The sequence below is a fragment of the Sneathiella sp. P13V-1 genome (assembly GCF_015143595.1).
Taxonomy (GTDB): domain Bacteria; phylum Pseudomonadota; class Alphaproteobacteria; order Sneathiellales; family Sneathiellaceae; genus Sneathiella.
In genome coordinates this window covers 658,031-676,258 of record NZ_WYEU01000001.1, presented here as the reverse complement: position 1 = coordinate 676,258, position 18,228 = coordinate 658,031, and the positions used below count along the sequence as shown (strand labels likewise).

The 18,228-nt window shown below is 50.0% G+C and carries 17 protein-coding genes; all 17 read right to left on the bottom strand.

Translation table 11 applies throughout. From position 1 onward, the window contains the following. Positions 1 to 2 precede the first annotated feature (2 nt). On the bottom strand, positions 3 to 593 hold the full coding sequence (locus tag GUA87_RS03400; RefSeq protein ID WP_193715103.1) for a DUF3501 family protein: 591 nt from the start codon (positions 591 to 593) through the stop codon (positions 3 to 5). Between the two features lie 12 nt (positions 594 to 605). Then, positions 606 to 1,943 (bottom strand): heterodisulfide reductase-related iron-sulfur binding cluster, encoded by a 1,338-nt coding sequence (locus GUA87_RS03395; protein ID WP_193715102.1) that lies wholly within the window; start codon positions 1,941 to 1,943, stop codon positions 606 to 608. Positions 1,944 to 2,018: 75 nt separating this feature from the next. Further along, on the bottom strand, positions 2,019 to 2,435 hold the full coding sequence (locus tag GUA87_RS03390) for a rubrerythrin family protein (protein WP_193715101.1): 417 nt from the start codon (positions 2,433 to 2,435) through the stop codon (positions 2,019 to 2,021). 125 nt (positions 2,436 to 2,560) lie between these two features. Next, entirely contained in the window at positions 2,561 to 3,007 is a 447-nt protein-coding gene (irrA, locus tag GUA87_RS03385; protein WP_193715100.1) for an iron response transcriptional regulator IrrA, read from the bottom strand. Between the two features lie 83 nt (positions 3,008 to 3,090). Continuing rightward, entirely contained in the window at positions 3,091 to 4,488 is a 1,398-nt protein-coding gene (locus GUA87_RS03380; RefSeq protein WP_193715099.1) for an NAD(P)H-dependent flavin oxidoreductase, read from the bottom strand. 115 nt (positions 4,489 to 4,603) lie between these two features. Further along, entirely contained in the window at positions 4,604 to 6,718 is a 2,115-nt protein-coding gene (gene pnp, locus GUA87_RS03375) for a polyribonucleotide nucleotidyltransferase (RefSeq protein WP_193715098.1), read from the bottom strand. A 200-nt stretch (positions 6,719 to 6,918) separates the two neighbouring features. Beyond that, on the bottom strand, positions 6,919 to 7,188 hold the full coding sequence (gene rpsO / locus GUA87_RS03370) for a 30S ribosomal protein S15 (RefSeq protein ID WP_193715097.1): 270 nt from the start codon (positions 7,186 to 7,188) through the stop codon (positions 6,919 to 6,921). 17 nt (positions 7,189 to 7,205) lie between these two features. Next, positions 7,206 to 8,102 carry a tRNA pseudouridine(55) synthase TruB gene (gene truB / locus GUA87_RS03365; protein ID WP_193715096.1) on the bottom strand — a complete coding sequence of 299 codons (897 nt, stop codon included), beginning with the start codon at positions 8,100 to 8,102 and terminating at the stop codon, positions 7,206 to 7,208. A 5-nt stretch (positions 8,103 to 8,107) separates the two neighbouring features. Beyond that, entirely contained in the window at positions 8,108 to 8,512 is a 405-nt protein-coding gene (gene rbfA, locus GUA87_RS03360) for a 30S ribosome-binding factor RbfA (protein ID WP_193715095.1), read from the bottom strand. 84 nt (positions 8,513 to 8,596) lie between these two features. Then, positions 8,597 to 11,269 carry a translation initiation factor IF-2 gene (gene infB, locus GUA87_RS03355; RefSeq protein ID WP_193715094.1) on the bottom strand — a complete coding sequence of 891 codons (2,673 nt, stop codon included), beginning with the start codon at positions 11,267 to 11,269 and terminating at the stop codon, positions 8,597 to 8,599. Continuing rightward, positions 11,262 to 11,885: an RNA-binding protein gene (locus GUA87_RS03350; RefSeq protein WP_193715093.1), complete on the bottom strand. Its 624-nt coding sequence runs from the start codon at positions 11,883 to 11,885 to the stop codon at positions 11,262 to 11,264. Before GUA87_RS03350 ends, infB begins: the two co-directional genes overlap by 8 nt. A 10-nt stretch (positions 11,886 to 11,895) precedes the next feature. After that, on the bottom strand, positions 11,896 to 13,467 hold the full coding sequence (gene nusA / locus GUA87_RS03345) for a transcription termination factor NusA (RefSeq protein ID WP_193715092.1): 1,572 nt from the start codon (positions 13,465 to 13,467) through the stop codon (positions 11,896 to 11,898). A gap of 27 nt (positions 13,468 to 13,494) precedes the next feature. Next, on the bottom strand, positions 13,495 to 14,007 hold the full coding sequence (gene rimP / locus GUA87_RS03340; protein WP_227711667.1) for a ribosome maturation factor RimP: 513 nt from the start codon (positions 14,005 to 14,007) through the stop codon (positions 13,495 to 13,497). A gap of 151 nt (positions 14,008 to 14,158) precedes the next feature. Further along, positions 14,159 to 14,854, bottom strand: a complete 696-nt coding sequence (trmB, locus tag GUA87_RS03335; RefSeq protein WP_193715091.1) for a tRNA (guanine(46)-N(7))-methyltransferase TrmB — start codon at positions 14,852 to 14,854, stop codon at positions 14,159 to 14,161. Between the two features lie 16 nt (positions 14,855 to 14,870). Then, positions 14,871 to 16,037, bottom strand: a complete 1,167-nt coding sequence (gene metK, locus GUA87_RS03330; RefSeq protein ID WP_193715090.1) for a methionine adenosyltransferase — start codon at positions 16,035 to 16,037, stop codon at positions 14,871 to 14,873. Between the two features lie 114 nt (positions 16,038 to 16,151). Next, positions 16,152 to 16,562: a helix-turn-helix domain-containing protein gene (locus tag GUA87_RS03325; RefSeq protein WP_193715089.1), complete on the bottom strand. Its 411-nt coding sequence runs from the start codon at positions 16,560 to 16,562 to the stop codon at positions 16,152 to 16,154. Between the two features lie 93 nt (positions 16,563 to 16,655). Continuing rightward, positions 16,656 to 18,227 carry an apolipoprotein N-acyltransferase gene (gene lnt, locus GUA87_RS03320; RefSeq protein WP_193715088.1) on the bottom strand — a complete coding sequence of 524 codons (1,572 nt, stop codon included), beginning with the start codon at positions 18,225 to 18,227 and terminating at the stop codon, positions 16,656 to 16,658. Position 18,228 lies beyond the last annotated feature (1 nt).

The window sequence follows — 18,228 nt, the reverse complement described above, 5'->3', positions numbered from 1 at the left end:
GGTCAGAGATCTTTCGCTAAAGCTTCTTTCGTTGCGTTGTTCAAGATCGCCACATGACCGTAATTTTCATGCTCAATCCCCGCCATTACGTCACTATCAGGGGATCTGAGAGCCGACATGTCGTCAGATCCTAGTGGGAAACGCAAGAAATGGATGGAGGATGTCTTACCATCTTCTGTTGTGCGTTCCACGTCATCTTCTGGAACTGCATAAACCTTGTGACCACCCAGAGAGAGATAGATTTTCTCTTCAATATTTGTCAGGCGCAAGAGTTCCCGGGCGCGCATGACCGGGTCGTTTATTTCGATCATAAAGGTCGCCACAAGCTCACTCCCTTTGGGTACGAGAGGATCATAGGCGCTAAGCTCATCTGCAATCTGCTCTTCACCACCCCGCTCGATATAGAGCATTTCGTGAATTTGCGACCACATAGTGTCGTAATTTTCAAAATATAAAGTCGTGTAGGGACCAATGGGAACGCGGCGGTTTTTCTTGACCTCAAGCAGTTCGGTCTTCTTCTCTTTCCTGATTTTAATATAGTCGTCGATATCAAGAATATCCTGACGAGTGATCTCACGCTTGGGGGTACTCATTCTACGCTCCGCTTAGAGGCCATAAGCTTTGGCCAAGAGTTGAATGGGATGATGGGCCGTTCTTGATTTTGCCGCTTCGGCATCCTGTTTTTCAATTCCCTGCAATAGATGGTCTGCCGCAAGGGGACATTCAGAAGCAATATGAGGCGCGCCAGATTTTAACGCGTTGGAAGCTGCAACTTTACCGACTTTAAGGGCGGTTTCGAAATTTTCTTTCATAATACCCCAGGATCCACCATGACCTGAACAACGCTCCACAATGGCGACGCGGGTTTTTGGGATCAACCGCAGCATTTCCGCGCCTTTCGCCCCCATATTTTGCGCGCGCGCATGGCAGGCAAGATGCATGGAAACGGGCCCGTCCAAAGGCTCCAACCCTTCTGCAATGCCTTCTTTTTTGGCGATATCAACAATATATTCGCTCACATCAAAAGTATTTTGGGATAGTTTTTCGACCATTCCGTGATTTGGCACGATGAGGGGCCATTCAAACTTTAACATCAACGCGCAAGAGGAGACGAGCGCGATAATGTCATAGCCTTTGTCGATCCACTGGCACAGTTCTGTGGAAACCGATTTGGCATTTTCTGCAACGCTTGCGATATCTCCCTGTTCCAGCAATGGCATTCCGCAGCAGCCAGGATAGACAACCTCACTTTCAACCCCGTTTTGGGCAAGGACTTTGCGGGTTGCCTCGCCGATGTCGGGATTGTTGAAGTTGCCAAAACAGGTGGCGTAAATGGCTACCTTTCGGCCGTAGGCAGGAGCGTCTTTATTGACGGTAAGCGCGTTCTCTGCGGCCAGTTGTTCAAGAGTTTTAGAATGATATTTGGGAAGAGCCGCGTCTTTATGGATACCCAAGGTGGCTTCCATAACACCCCGGGTCACGCCATTCTCACGGCTGCTTGCCCAATTTGCGATGGGGGCGACATGTTTCGCCAGATTTCCGTTACGGTCTGTTTTTGAAAGTTGGCGGGGAATAAATTTATCTTCGCCTTTTGATTTCTCAACAGCCCGGTAGCGTAGCATGAGATGTGGGAAATCCAGATTAAACTCATGGGGCGGTACGTATGGGCATTTCGTCAGGAAACACATGTCACATAATGTGCAGGCATCAACAACCGACTTAAAGTCTTTAGAATCGACCGTATCCAATTCCTCTGACGGTGCTTCATCCACTAGGTCGAATAGGCGTGGGAATGAATCGCATAAGTTGAAGCAACGTCTACAACCATGACAGATGTCAAAGACGCGCCGTAACTCCTCGTCGAGGAGGGCTTCGTCGTAAAATTCCGGATTGTTCCAGTCGATAGGATGCCTTGTCGGGGCATCTAAGCTGCCTTCTCTCATGTTGCCCGTCCATTAATTAGTTATGAGATTTAGGAGAGGCATCTCCGAGGAAATGCCTCTCAAATGCCGGACGTTCTAGTCAAGTTCGTCCAAGGCCTTCTGGAAGCGTCCAGCATGACTTTTTTCAGCTTTTGCCAAAGTTTCGAACCAATCGGCAATTTCATCAAAACCTTCCTCGCGGGCGGTTTTGGCCATTCCCGGATACATATCCGTATATTCATGTGTCTCCCCGGCAATGGCCGCTTTCAGATTGTCGGATGTTGTGCCAATAGGCATTCCTGTCGCAGGATCACCCGCTTCTTCCAGATATTCCAAATGGCCGTGGGCATGACCTGTTTCCCCTTCCGCGGTGGAGCGGAAGACTGTTGAAACATCATTATACCCCTCAACGTCCGCTTTTTGCGCGAAATACAAGTACCGGCGGTTTGCCTGAGATTCTCCGGCAAAGGCGTCTTTTAAATTCTGTTCGGTCTGAGTTCCTTTTAGGCTCATTGCATCCTCCTCTAGCTCTGCGTGGGCAGGAAATGCCACACAACATTTTTCCCTAAATAAAATTTAGCTTATATGAGGAGGGAGTCAATAGTTTAGAATTTTTCTAAACAACTATTAGCCGTGCTTCAGGTTCTTTTCTTTGAAAGTCTGACTATGACATCCACGTCAGATATCTCATAGCCTTCTGGAAGATCTGGAAGTTTCTCCAGCTTAATCTCACCCGCAGGGATGTCTTGAAGGCGAAGCTCTTCTTCATGGAAGAAGTGGTGATGGGGCGTGACATTTGTGTCGAAATAGGAACGGGTCGTATCGACTACAACTTCACGAAGAAGGCCGGCGTCGGTAAATTGATGCAGATTGTTATAAATAGTGGCAAGTGAGATTTTCACGCCGGCATCAATAGCTTCACCATGCAACATTTCTGCGGTGATATGGCGATTTCCCTCAGCAAACAGAAGGGCTGCCAAGGCAAGGCGCTGACGTGTTGGACGTAAATCCGCATCACGAATTTTCAATTCCAACACTTTTTGTAAAGACAGATGGTCGTCTTTTCTGGCGGGATAATCGGTCATCACACAACGCTCACAGAAAAATTATTCCAACCTTATATAGTGTAAAAGCTGGAATAATTCAAATCTGCGAGAGAAAAGCTGCTTTATTTACCGGTCATGATCCGGTCAACAAGCTCTTTAACAGTTGGAATATTGCCGTTTGCATAGAACGGATCTGTTGCAAAACGATACGCAGCGTGGCCCGCAAACATCAAATTGTGGTTGATGTCAGATGTGTGGATCGCGTCCTGCAATGTTTTCTGAATACAGAAGCTGCGTGGATCTGCTTTGCGACCAGTATTACCCTTTTCACCTTCAGCCCAGTTAGAGAAACTGCAATGTGAAAGGCAACCCATGCAATCCACTTGGTCTTTGCGAATTTCAGCCATTTTTGGCTTGTCCACAAAGATCATTGTTGAATCAGGAGTTTTCATGGCTTCGGTATAACCTTCCGCCACCCAATTTTCAGCATTTTCCCTGTCAGCTGGTGTCAGGAAAACCTCGCGTTTACGTGCGCCCATGCTAAAGGCCTCAGTATGCTCACCCACAGGTTCTGTGGAAAATGCTACCTGACGGTCAGACCGTGCTTTCAACTCTTGTAGAAATTCGTTTCGAACAGCAGAGGAATAAAAGCCTGTTGGGCTGAATTTATTGAGGAAAACATCGCCCTCATTCAGGGTCAGAAGTTTCTGTTTCCAGGCGTCGGAAATCGGGCTTTCTTTTGTCAGAAGCGGGCGCGTGCCAAACTGGAAGGCAATCGGACCAACTTCCGGGTTATCCAGCCAATGTTCCCATTCTTCCAGAGCCCACACACCACCTGCCATAATAATAGGTGTGTTTTCCAAGCCAACGGAATTCATCAGGGTCCGTAACTCCACAATACGTGGGTAAGGGTCTTGTGGCTGAAGTGGATCTTCAGAATTGCTAAGACCGTTATGACCACCTGCTAGCCATGGATCTTCGTACACAACTCCGCCAAGCCAGTCTGAAAACTTGTGATAGGCACGTTTCCAGAGGGCGCGAAACGCGCGGGCAGAGGAAATAATTGGGTAATAGTGAACTTTGTAGTCAGCGGCAATCTGGGCGACGCGGTATGGCATTCCCGCACCACAAGTGATGCCGTCGATCAGGCCTTTTGCGCCTTCCAGCACACCATGCAGAATGCGCTCAGCCCCGCCCATTTCCCAAAGAACATTCATATGGATGGCACCTTGGCCACCTGCTAGATCATGAGAGATTTGGGCCTGGGTGATACCACCCTGGATCCCGTAAGCGACCAGTTCTTCGTGGCGGTCCCGACGAGTCCGACCAGAATAGGTTTGCGGGATCACATCACCATTTTCGTCATAACTGTCTGCATTTACCCCGGAAAAGGTCGCGATACCGCCAGCGGCCGCCCATGCGCCAGAACTTTGACCGGAAGAGACGGCAATGCCTTTTCCGCCTTCGATGAGGGGAAGAACTTCTTTCCCGGACATTACGATGGAGTTGAGTGATTTCACCGGATAATCCCTAATACTTTTAATTCATGCCCTGACTAAGACATATAGAGACTTAACCATAGCATCAAGATGCCTGTAATGACAGGGACGGATTTTCATCCGTCCCTGCAGATCATCAATCGTCGGAAGCTTCGCCTTCGTCAGATCCACCTTCTTCGGCCTGAACCGCCTTGATGGACAAACGAACTTTGCCGCGGTTGTCAATTTCCAGGACTTTAACGCGAACTTCGTCACCTTCATTTACAATGTCGGTTACTTTTGCAACGCGTTTCGGTGCCAGTTCAGAAATATGAACCAGGCCGTCACGGTTTCCGAAGAAATTCACGAAAGCACCAAAGTCGACAACTTTTACGACTTTACCGTTGTAGATCTGGCCAACTTCCGGATCATCCACAATGGATTTAATCCAGTTTACAGCGGCATCCGCTGCTTCTGTAGATGTGGCCGCAACTTTAACAGTACCGTCATCATCGATATCGATCTTGGCGCCAGTTGTTTCGCAAATTTCGCGAATAACTTTACCGCCAGTACCAATGATGTCGCGGATTTTGTCTTTGGCAACGGTCATCTGTGTGATGCGTGGGGCACCATCACGAACACCGTCACGGGCAGCATCAATGGCTTTTGCCATTTCACCCAGAATATGCAGACGGCCTTCAGTTGCCTGAGCAAGTGCCTGACGCATAATTTCTTCTGTGATACCTGAGATCTTAATGTCCATCTGCAGGGACGTGATACCTTCTTCAGTACCCGCCACCTTAAAGTCCATGTCACCCAGATGATCTTCATCGCCCAGAATGTCAGAAAGAACTGCAAACTGACCGTCTTCTTCCAAAATCAGACCCATCGCGATACCCGCAACTGGACGTTTCAGAGGAACACCGGCATCCATCAGGGACAGAGAGGTACCGCAAACGGTTGCCATGGAAGAGGAGCCGTTTGATTCTGTAACTTCAGAAACAACACGCAATGTGTAAGGGAACTCTTCTTTCGTTGGCAGAAGTGGGTGAACCGCACGCCATGCCAATTTACCGTGACCAACTTCGCGACGACCTGTAAAGCCCACACGACCTGCTTCACCTACAGAATATGGAGGGAAGTTGTAGTGCAGCATGAAGTTTTCGCGATATTCGCCTTCAAGCGCATCAACGATCTGCTCATCCTGACCAGTACCCAATGTTGTCACAACAAGAGCCTGTGTTTCACCGCGTGTGAACAGGGAAGAGCCGTGGCTGCGAGGCAGAGAGCCAACTTCAGCAACAATCGGACGGACAGTTTTTGTGTCACGGCCATCGATACGTGTGCCTGTTGAAATGATGTTGCCGCGAACAATCTGCTTTTCGATCTTTTTCAAGATACCAGCAGCGGCTTCAACTTCATCTTCTTCCAGTGTTGCAAGTGCGGCTTCTTTTGCAGCATTTACTTTTTCAACACGTGTCTGTTTAACCTGCTCTTTGTAGGCTTCGGACAGACCAGCTTCTGCAGCTGCTTTTACGCGTGCAGCAAGGTCAGCATCAACTTCAGCTGGCTGATAGTCCCAAGGCTCTTTTGCACAAGCCTCTGCCAGGTCGATGATGGCATCGATAACCGCCTGATACTGTTCGTGGCCATACATGACAGCGCCGAGCATTTTTTCTTCGGACAGTTCGTTTGCTTCTGATTCAATCATCAGAACCGCTTCGCCTGTACCTGCGATAACCAGATCCAGATCTGTATTTTCCATCTGTTCCATTGTTGGGTTGAGGACATATTCGCCGTCGATTACACCAACACGGGCCGCACCAACTGGGCCAAGGAATGGAATACCGGAAATTGTCAGAGCCGCGGATGCGCCGATCAGGGCGATCACGTCTGGATCATTTTCCAGATCATGTGCCAGCACTGTACAAATGATTTGTGTTTCGTTCTTGAAGCCGCTGACGAAAGATGGACGCAGTGGACGGTCAATCAAGCGGGAGACAAGAGTTTCTTTTTCGGTTGGACGTCCTTCGCGTTTGAAGAAGCCGCCTGGGATTTTACCCGCAGCATACGCCTTTTCCTGATAGTTTACTGTAAGCGGGAAGAAATCCTGTCCCGGCTTTTCTGCTTTTGCAGCAACTGCTGTACACAGGATCTGTGTACCGCCATAGGTAATCAATACAGCACCATCAGCCTGGCGCGCGATTTTCCCTGTTTCCATTACGAGCGGACGGCCGCCCCACATCACTTCCTTGCGATGTACTTCAAACATTTTTCTTCCTTCCAAGGCGCTTGGACCCTATGTCCGCACGCGTATAGACAACACCCTATGTGTTGCTGAAAATTCCAATCTCTTACTTGCCTCTGGAGCGAACTCCAGAATCACCGAACGCCGGAAGCCGTGGGGATGTCCCCGAAGCTACTCCGGCGTTGGATTTTTATGTCCCCGAAATAGGGGCAACACAGCGCTGCTTACTTACGAATACCAAGACGCTTAATTGTGTCCAGGTAGCGTTCTTCGCTGTTACCTTTCAGATAGTCCAGCAGACGGCGGCGCTTGCTCACCAGTGCCAGCAGACCACGACGAGAGTGCTTGTCTTTTTTGTGGTCTTTGAAATGTTCTGTAAGGTTGCTAATCCGTTCTGACAGGATCGCAATCTGTACTTCAGGAGAACCGGTGTCTCCCTCTTTTGTTGCAAATTCCTTGATCAGTTCCGCTTTTTTCTCAGCAGTAATCGACATCGGGTAAACTCCAATTTCTAAATATTAAAAACGCGGACAGGAAACGCGATGCCATTTTCAACTTTGCAAATGGCGAGCGGGACTTCCCCGTCCATGGCGCAGACCATTCCGTCTGCGTGATTTGAAACCGCCACGTCATTGCCGTGCCTCACGCGAATTGCCTGAGTTTCCGATATGGCCACCGCCGGGATGTCGTCCAGCGCGGTCGTCAATGGAAGCAAGTCCTCAAAATCTGCCGGACACTGCCACAGCTGCTCCAGTTTATCCAGTGAAATCGCACTTTTTTCAGAAAAAGGCCCCACTGAAAGTCGGCGCAATTGTGTTAAGTGTGCCACTGTCCCGAGGGCAATCGCAATATCCCGCGCAAGTGCCCGGATATAGGTGCCTTTTGAGCACCTCACATAGAATCGTGCATGGGTCTCATCGACCCGTTCTTCAAAGCGCAGATCATGGATTGTAACCTGCCGCTCCGGCATTTCCACTTCTTCGCCTTCACGAGCCAGTTTGTAAGCCCTTTGACCATTGATTTTGATGGCAGAATAGGCGGGAGGGATCTGTGTGATCACTCCAGTAAATTTTGGCAGGATCGCTTCAATATCTGAATCTGACGGACGATGATCAGAGGTCTCGCATATCTCTCCTTCAATATCATCCGTATTGGTCGCTTCACCAAAGCGGGCAGTGAAGCCATATTCTTTTTCATCCGCCACAAGGTAGGGAACTGTTTTTGTAGCCTCCCCCAAGGCGATGGGTAGGACACCAGTAGCGAAGGGATCCAATGTCCCTGCATGGCCCGCTTTTTGCGCTTTGGTGATTCGGCGCACAGCCCCCACAACGGCCGCGGAACTTAGGCCCGCGTCCTTGTCAATATTGAGCCAGCCGTGAATGGGAATACCGCGTCTTTTACGTCCCATGTTAATCAGCCTTCTTCTGAGGTTTCCTCAGGGTCATCTTTATGAATATCCCTGATCAGGGCATCGATGTGATCCCCATACTCAAAGGATTCGTCCTTCTTGAAGGAAAGGCGAGGGGTGAATTTCATGGTGAGCTGGCGGCCCATCTCGCTTTGGATAAAGCCGGATGTACGGTTCAGCGCCTTAATAATGATATCTTCGTTAAGGCCACCAAGCGGCAGGACATAGACGGTTGCATTCCGCATATCCGGACTTGGATTTACTTCTGTTACAGTCACTGAAGTCCCGACGAGATCAGGGTCGTGAATGTTACCTTCCGCCAATACTTCGGAGATGATATGGCGCAGCTGTTCACCAACGCGAAGTTGACGTTTGCTTGCTGTTTTGCTGGAACGTTTTTGGTTTGCCATGGGGCTATCCTTGATCACAACAGACAAACGGGAGAAGCATACGCCCCTCCCGCTTGAGAATTACGAGTATTTACCGTTTTCAGGTCAGAGTTCGCGGGCAACTTCGACCACTTCAAAGCATTCGATGAAATCACCAACCTGAATATCGTGGTAATTTTCAAAGGCCATACCACATTCCATGCCGGATTTAACATCCTTCACTTCATCCTTGAAACGTTTGAGCGTGGCAAGCGTACCTTCGTGGATTACAACATCGTCACGGAGCAGGCGAACCTTCGCACCACGTTTCACAACGCCCTCAGTGACCATACAACCACCGATCTTACCAACTTTGGTAATGTTAAAGACTTCACGGATTTCAGCGTAACCCAGGAAGTCTTCACGCAAGGTAGGCGCAAGCATACCGGACAGCATCGCTTTGATGTCGTCGATCACGTTGTAGATCACTGAGTAATACTGGATATCCACACCCTGTTGCGCAGCTTCCTCTTTCGCCTGCTTGTTGGCCCGTGTGTTAAACGCGATCACCATGGCATTGGAAGCGGCGGCAAGTGCGATATCAGATTCAGTAATACCGCCGACACCAGCGTAAAGAACATTTACCTTCACTTCTTCTGTTGCCAGTTTTTCAAGAGAGTTGACGATCGCTTCGGCGGAGCCGTTTACGTCAGCCTTGATCACAACAGGAAGTTCATCCGCAGTACCCTCTTTGATAGCAGAGAACATCTGTTCAATGCTGCCGCGAGCCGTTGCAGTAACTTTCTTGTCTTTCTCGACCTGCAGGCGGTATTCAGCAATTTCTTTTGCCTGTGCTTCGCTCTCGGTCACGACAAATTCATCACCGGCTGTTGGCGTGCCCTGAATACCCAGAACCTCAACAGGAACAGATGGACCGGCCTCTTCTGTTGGGCGACCATGGTGGTCAAGAAGGGCGCGAACCTTACCATAGGCAGTACCTGCAACGAAGTTATCGCCAATGCGAAGCGTGCCGCGTTTAACAAGAACCGTGGAGACCATACCACGACCTGTTTCCAGCTTGGCTTCCACAACGGAACCCTGCGCGCTGCGCTCGGGGTTTGCCCGAAGCTCAAGGATTTCAGATTGCAGAAGGATCGCTTCCTGAAGTTTATCAAGACCCGTCCCTTTCAGGGCGGAAACTTCAACGGAAAGGACATCACCACCCATGTCTTCAACGAAGATCTCATGTTGCAAAAGTTCCTGACGCACCTTGTTCGGGTCTGCGCCTGGTTTGTCGCATTTGTTGATCGCGACAATGATCGGTACTTCCGCTGCTTTTGCGTGTTTGATGGCTTCAATGGTTTGCGGCATAACGCTATCGTCAGCAGCAACCACCAGGATCACAAGATCAGTTACCTTGGCGCTGCGCATACGCATGGCTGTAAAGGCTTCGTGACCAGGTGTGTCCAGGAAGGTGATCAGATCACCAGAGGCCAGCTGAACCTGATAGGCGCCGATATGCTGAGTGATACCGCCAGCCTCACCTGCAGCAACGTCGGTTTTGCGAAGGGCATCCAGCAAGGAAGTCTTACCATGGTCAACGTGACCCATCACAGCTACCACAGGAGCACGTGGGATCAGGCTACCTTCTGGGTCCGCGTCATCGCCACCCAAACCAATTTCAACGTCAGAGGCGGCAACACGTTTAGGTGCGTGACCTAGTTCAGCTACAACGATTTCCGCAGTATCCGCGTCAATTGTCTGCTGCGCTGTTGCCATGATACCAAGTTTCATCAACTCTTTAATCACGTCAACAGAACGCTCTGTCATACGGTTCGCCAGTTCCTGAACAGAAATCACTTCAGGAATGGTTACTTCGCGATAAACTTTCTGCGGTGCTTCTTCCGGTTGCGCCATCTGCTTGCGACGGGCACGCTTAACGGAAGCGAGTGAACGTTGCTTTGGTCCGCGATCATCAAGAGCTTCACCAATGGTCAGGCGGCCTGAACGGCGGCGCTGATCACCAACGCGACTACGGCTCGGGGATGGGCGTTCTTCGCCACCACCAGCAGGTTTGCCTTTGGTTTTCTTGCGAGGAGCGGCGGCTGCGGCACGATCCGGCTCTTCCTGAGTTTGCGCAGGGCCGGGACGCTGTGTGCGGGCCGCTGGTTTTTGTTCTCTTTTGGGTTCGGCAGGTTGCGGTGCAGATTTCTGCTTTTCACGGTGTTTAATGGCTTCCGCTTCTTTTGCCGCTTCTGCTTCTTCAAGCAGACGCTTGGCTTCTTCTTCTTCCGCACGGCGACGCTCCTCAGGAGAGCGACGTTTGGTCGTCCGCTCCTGATGACGTTTTTCTTTCGCAGCCAATTTTGCAGCTTCCGCTTCTTCGGCAGCTTTGCGTGCTTCTTCCTGCGCGCGAACGGCTGCTTCTTCAGCATCTTTTTCCTGTTGCTGCTTGGCAAGCTGTAGAGCCGCCATACGGTTGGCTTTTTCATTATCCGTCAGGAGCTGATTGTCAGACGCTTTGTTCTGACCACCCTGCGCTGGTTTCGCCGCTGACTTCTTGGACACACTTAGTGTTTTCTTTGGTGCAACGGTAGAAGGAGCTGCTGTGCTGACTGCGGGTTTCATCGGTCCCGCCGGTGCGCCGCGCTTCTTACGCACTTCAACCTGAACGGTCTTGGAGCGACCGTGGCTGATATTTTGACGTACCTGTCCGCTGTCACCCGGAGCTTTTTTCATCTCCAGAGGCTTGTTCAGACTTAAGGATTTACGCCCGCCCTTGTCGTTTGTTTCAGTCATCGTTACTCCGACCCGGTTCTTTCACTTCAGCATCTAAACCTCTAAACCCACTCAGCTTTGAGGCATCGATCAAAAACTTCTCTGTATATCCCCGCCGTGGCAGGACGGCATGAACCACATTTTCCTGGCCCAGTGCCTGACTCAATTCGCTACTCTCAAATAGCTCAATCACTGGCAGGGAACCTGCGAGTGATCGCAATTTATTTCTTCCGTCCGGCGCCCCGTCCGAGGCCGCCAACAACAAACCGGCTTTACCTTTGCGCAGATTTGCTTCAACTTTGGCAAATCCCGCGATGGCATCACCGCTTCGTCTCGCCAGACCCAAAAGTCCCAGACATTGAGCCTTGAGACCTTCATCGATCCGGCTTTCCAGATCTTCCGGGACACTCACCTTTTGCCGCGCCGCCCGAGAAAACAACCCTTTTTTAAGGGCGGTTTCCAAACTACTTCGCTGGCAACTGAGCCAAATACCCCGGCCAGGTAATTTACCTTTCAAGTCGAGGGTCAACTCACCATCTGGTGAAACCACAAATCTGATCAGGTTCGTTTTTTTTGAAACCTGCCCTGTGGCTATACACCTACGTTCCGGTTCACTCAACCCTCGATCTTTGACCATTTGCTTTCCGTTAGGCGTTCTCTTCCTCGTCGGAAGCATTTTCGCCTTCATCAGAAGCGCCTTCTTCACCTTCAAACCAATGAGCGCGCGCTGCCATGATCATTTCGTTGGCAGTGTCCAGATCCATGTTGAAGTTACGGAGAATACCGTCTTCACCATTGGTCAGCTCATCCCCTGAGAGGTCGGCAAGATCATCCAGTTCCTTCACACCTGCCTCACCAAGTGCAACAAGCATTGGTGGAGTCAGGATTTCGATGGCGGCGATGTCATCAGTCACACCAAGTTCCTGACGTTTTGCTTCCATTTCAGAGTGCATGGCTGTGATGTAATCCTGAGCGCGGCGGATAATTTCTTCGGCCAACTCTTCATCGAAACCTTCGATGGTGGATACTTCACTGATATCGACGTAAGTCAGTTCCTCAACGGATGTGAAACCTTCTGATGCCAGAAGCTGCGCGATGGTTTCATCCACATCGAGGCATTCCATGAACTCTTTAGTGCGTTCAGTGAACTCGGCCTGACGACGATTAGATTCCTCTTCCTCAGTCAGAATGTCGATATCCCAACCGGAAAGTTGTGTTGCCAGACGCACATTCTGACCACGACGACCAATTGCCAGAGACAGCTGATCATCAGGGACAACAACTTCGATACGGTTTGCATCTTCATCAAGAACAACTTTGGCAACTTCTGCAGGTGCCAGTGCGTTTACGATGAAGCTTGCCTGATCAGGGGACCATTGAATGATGTCAATTTTTTCGCCCTGCAGTTCGTTTACAACGGCCTGCACGCGCGAGCCTCGCATACCAACACAGGCACCCACCGGATCGATACTTGGATCCGAAGAGGTTACTGCGATTTTAGCACGGCTTCCCGGATCGCGGGCAACAGCCTTGATCTCGATCGTGCCTTCAAAGATTTCCGGGACTTCCTGCTCAAATAGTTTTGCCATGAATTGCGGGTGGCTGCGTGAGAGGAAAATCTGCGGTCCGCGCTGTTCGCGGCGGACATCAAAGATATAGGCACGAATGCGATCGCCCTGACGGAAACTTTCACGGGCCAGCAATTCATCACGGCGAACGACGGCGTCTGCTTTGCCAAGGTCAACGGTTACGTTGCCATATTCAACACGTTTGACGATGCCATTGATGACACCGCCGACGCGATCTTTATATTCCTGATACTGGCGCTCGCGCTCAGCTTCACGAACTTTTTGGACAATAACCTGTTTTGCAGTCTGAGCGGCAATACGGCCAAGATCCAGAGGTGGTAGACGGTCCAGAAGTGTCTCACCCATTTCAGCGTCTGGTTTTTCATAACGCGCTTCTTCAAGGGTAAGCTGTGTCGCTTCATTTTCAACTTCTTCAACAACCTCACGGGCGCGCATCAGGGTAATTTCACCTGTGCCGCGGTGAATGTGGGCACGAATATCATTTTCATGTCCGTATTTTGCGCGGGCTGCTTTCTGGATAGCTTCTTCCATCGCTTCCAGAACGATGTCACGGTCAATCAGTTTTTCCCTGGCAACGGCATCTGCAATTTGCAGAAGTTCCAGTCGGTTCAAGCTTGCGGCCGATTCCATATCTTTATTCCGTCTACTTTATGACATTCAGGACTTTTTGCCACCTTGAGAGGCAGCAATCAGTTCATCTGTTAAAACCAGTTTCGCCTTACGAAGATCCGCGAAAGGCAGTTCCCATTTCTTGTCAGCGCTTTCCTGAAGAAGGATCATCCCCTCCTTCATTCCAAGAAGTTTGCCGCGGTATCTGCGCTGTCCCTCTACCGCTTCCTGTAACTCAACTTTTGCTTCAAAACCAGCCCAGCGATCAAAATCCTTCTCACGGGTGAGAGGGCGATCAATTCCGGGGGAGGACACTTCCAAATCATAGGCTTCGGCAATCGGGTCTTCCACATCCAGAAGAACAGATACTGCGCGGCTGATTTCCTCGCATCCCTCAACGGTCATGGTACCATCTTCTTTTTCGGCCATAATTTGCAATAACTGATGATCGCCACCTTTAAAGGTTACGCGAACAAGCTCATACCCAAGGTCTGCAAGGGTCGGCGTAATCATTTCTGCAATTTTAGCGGTCGGGTCCAATGGTGCCTCTTTCATGTGCATTTAAAAAGTAAATGCCCCATAAACAAAAACAGCGGACCAGAGGCCCACTGTCCTAACTAGCCAGATGTTAATCTGACGTAACAGTAACTATTTATCTATATAATAGACGATGAGGCGTTAAAGCCAAGCATTTTCTTGCAATGTGAGGGAATTACGAACCACGTGGCACGCGCCTGAATCGATAGTAAACGGACCGGCGTCCTTCCCGAACTGCTTTCGCTTCATAGCGGGTTTGTGGCCAATCATCCCCCCGGACTAGCCAATCCTGCGGCTTTTCAGCCAGCCACTCGAACTGGTCTGATCGCAGGAAGTGGTGCAGGATCCATGCACCATAGTCCGTATGGTCGGTGCCAATTCGTAAAATCGCATCGTCTTTTAAGATGCGTGCGAGTTCGGTAATATTCTTGTCGGTGACGAATCGTCTTTTATGATGGGATGTTTTGGGCCATGGATCTGCAAATAGTAGAAACGCTTTGTCCAGAGATGCATCTGCAATCTTTTCCATCAGAGGTTCAGCTGCCTCGTTATGGACACGCACATTGCGCACCCCGCTTTCCTGCAACTTCATCAACATCATGGCGACACCATTGAGAAAAGGCTCGCATCCGATGATACCAGCCTCAGGATGATGTTCCGCCTGCCACGCAAGATGCTCCCCGCCGCCAAAGCCGATTTCCAGCCAGTATTCCTGAACTTTTCCATCAAAAAGGGCTGCAAGGTCAATTTGGTCACAGTCCAGATTGACCTCAAGCTCAGGTAAAAGTTCATCAACAGCTATTTGTTGACTTTTGCGAAGGGGTTTTCCTTTTCGGCGCCCGAAAAGGATACGTTTCTGTCTTACTTCCATACCTGATGATACCTGTTTAGAAGGCAGTCTTTAGTTGATCCACTAGATCCAGCTTCTCCCAGGAGAAACCTCCGTCTTCCGTCGGAGCGCGACCGAAATGTCCATATGCTGCTGTGCGTGTGTAGATAGGTTTGTTAAGGCCTAAATGTTCACGGATGCCGCGGGGGCTCAGATCCATGGCTTCCATGAGGATGCCAGCAAGTTTTGCCTCTTCCACATTGCCCGTGCCGTAAAGATCAACATACAGGGACAAAGGCTTGGAAACGCCAATGGCGTAGGAAACCTGAATGCAGCATTTTTCTGCAAGTCCAGCCGCAACTACGTTTTTGGCAAGATAGCGGGATGCATAGGCCGCAGATCGGTCTACCTTGGTCGGATCTTTTCCGGAAAAAGCCCCGCCGCCATGTGGTGCGGCACCACCATAAGTGTCCACAATGATCTTACGACCCGTAAGGCCCGCGTCACCATCAGGACCGCCAATGACAAAATTACCTGTTGGATTTACATAGAACTCATCTTCAGGGCACATCCAGCCTTCAGGTAAAGTCTCAGTAACATATTTACGGACGGTTTCACGGATTTCATCCTGCTCTACACCTTCAATATGCTGGGTAGATACCACAACAGATGTGGCGCGAACCGGCTTTCCGTTTTCATAGGCCAATGTGACCTGGCTTTTGGAATCTGGACCAAAAATGGTCTCAGCGCCAGAATGACGGGCTTCCGCCATTGAGCGCAGGATTTTATGGGAATAATAAATCGGCGCTGGCATGAGTACGTCGGTTTCATTGACCGCATAGCCAAACATAATGCCCTGATCACCCGCACCTTCATCCTTGTTGCCGCTGGCATCAACACCTTGAGCAATATCCGCTGATTGCTCATGCAGATAGATGTCTACAGCGGCATTTTTCCAGTGAAAGCCTTCCTGTTCGTATCCAATTGCCTTAATGGCATCCCGGGCGGCTTCCTCAATCAGCTCTTTAGTGATGGATCCGGGGCCACGGACTTCACCTGCTAAAACAACCCTGTTGGTTGTTGTCAGTGTCTCACAGGCAACTCTGGCATAGGGGTCCGCATCCAGATAGAGGTCGACGATTGAATCTGAAATGCGGTCACAGACCTTATCTGGATGACCTTCAGATACGGATTCGCTGGTAAATAAATAATTGGAAATTGGCACAGTGGGCCTCAGCTTTCTTATCAGTGATTGCTGCTAACCATTTCTCAGGTTACGCAAATTGATTAATCGAACCCGCAATTTACTGTGATATGGGTTGAGGTCAAGACCGTTTTCCTATTCGGCGCCTTCGTCTTCTTGGCCGCCGATGGACTTGATCAGATCAAAAATCCGTTTCCTGACGTCAGTATCGTCTATCTTATAATAAGCACGAACCAGTTCGAGTGTTTCACGTTTGGAAAGATTGTCATGCTCGAAACCAGCGGATTCTTCAGCCATGCCCGGTGAATATCCATTTACTGGGTCTTCGGGCATTCCTTCGAAGAAGAAGGCAGGCGAAACATTCAATATCTTGCTAATCTGAAAAAGGCGGCTTGCGCCGACACGGTTTGCGCCTTTTTCATATTTCTGTACTTGCTGAAAAGTAAGACCGAGTTCGCTACCAAGTTTTTCTTGGCTAATACCACTTACCGTCCGTTGATGTTTGATGCGGCTGCCCACATAGACGTCTACTGGATGATGTGACATTTCGACGGGCCTCTAATTTCGTAGAAACAAATTGCGCTTTTGAAGCAGGATACTCGTCTATTCTAAACATCGAATAGGGGTCTGAAAACCTTTTTATTGCTTGCTTGGGTTGAGTGTTGTTGTCATACGCCTTTTGGTCAGGAGGCTGGAGAACAGAAATACCAGAAATGTCAGAGTGATCGGAATGCTTTCTCCGTACTTTGCGTAAACGGTCCGGCCTTCGATAGGGGCGGGGATTGAACTGTCCAGAAGCCCAGCATCTGTCGGGGACCGTTTTTGCAAAATTCGCCCATAACCGTCGATGATCGCTGATATTCCGTTATTGGCGCTTCGGATCATGCTCACCCCTTGTTCTATGGCACGGGTGCGACTGATGACGAAGTGCTGGTGCGGACCAGATGTATTTCCAAACCATGCATCGTTGGTGACGTTGAGAATCCAGTCAAAGGGATCCGGGGCGCTGACTTCCCAAGGGAAAGCAACTTCATAGCAAATCAGGGTTCGGGCAGGAGGCAGATTGCCATAGTTAGTGGTTTTGGCCATATCCTGTTCAGGAAACGAGAAGTCGGACATGTTATCAAGCACCGGAATAAGGGAGGCGATACCGGATTGTTTGAAAAACTCCCGAATCGGCAGATATTCCCCATAAGGCAGCAAATGACGCTTGTCATAAACGCCTTGAATTGAACCATCACTACCGAGGGCTTGAACACTGTTCCAGTATTTTCGCTCCGTCGGGTGGCGCCGAGGGGCACCTGTAATAACAGTTTTGTCAACCGGTAGACGCGGGGCCAAATAGTTTTGCAGGCGATCATCTGTCGTCATGAAAAAGGGCAAGGCTGTTTCCGGCCAGATCCAGTGGCGGTTTTGTCCGCCTTCAGACTGACTGATATCCATCAATTTCCGAAGGTGCTGGAACCGAGTATCCCCCTTCCATTTATCTTTCTGGGGATTGTTGGGTTGCACAACACGAATTTCAGTGTTTGCCATCATATCAAGTGCGGGAGCTTGTAATCGCCAGAAACCAGCCCCCACGAGCACGATGAGCAGGGCGCAATCCAGAAGGATATATCTACGGCGTTGCTGATGAGAAAGCGTGTTATCGGCAAGCAAGGCTGGCATGCTGCTGATCAAAATGGTCAGCAAAGTCAGGCCATAAATTCCAAGATAAGCTGTCCACTGAAGCATTGCCAACATTCCACCCCAGCTATAGCCCGCGAGATTCCAGGGGAAGCCGGTGAAGAGAAGCCCACGGACATATTCCAGACTTGTCCATACAGCGGTGAACAAGAGGATCCGCGCTATCCCGCTGGTGCGGGATTTGTAGATGATGTAGGTTGCAAGGCCATTGAAAATTGCGAGGCAGGCAGGAAGCAGAAGCGTTGGAACCGGTATCAGTGCCGCATGGGCATTTGCATCAATGGTAAAGGCGACCCCAATCCAATAAAGCCCCAGCACAAATTGTCCGAAACCAAACCACCAACCAATAAAGAAGGCTTGTTTTGCAGTTTTGGCACGCGCGAGCAACACCAGTAAACCACTGTAGCAGAGGGGCAGAAGAAAAATCAGGTGAACTGGCGCAAAGGTTGCCGCCAACAGCGAGCCAAGCAGAAAGGAGAGAAGCGACACTTGCCAGAAAGGGCGCTCCGTGAGCCAGTTTTGCACA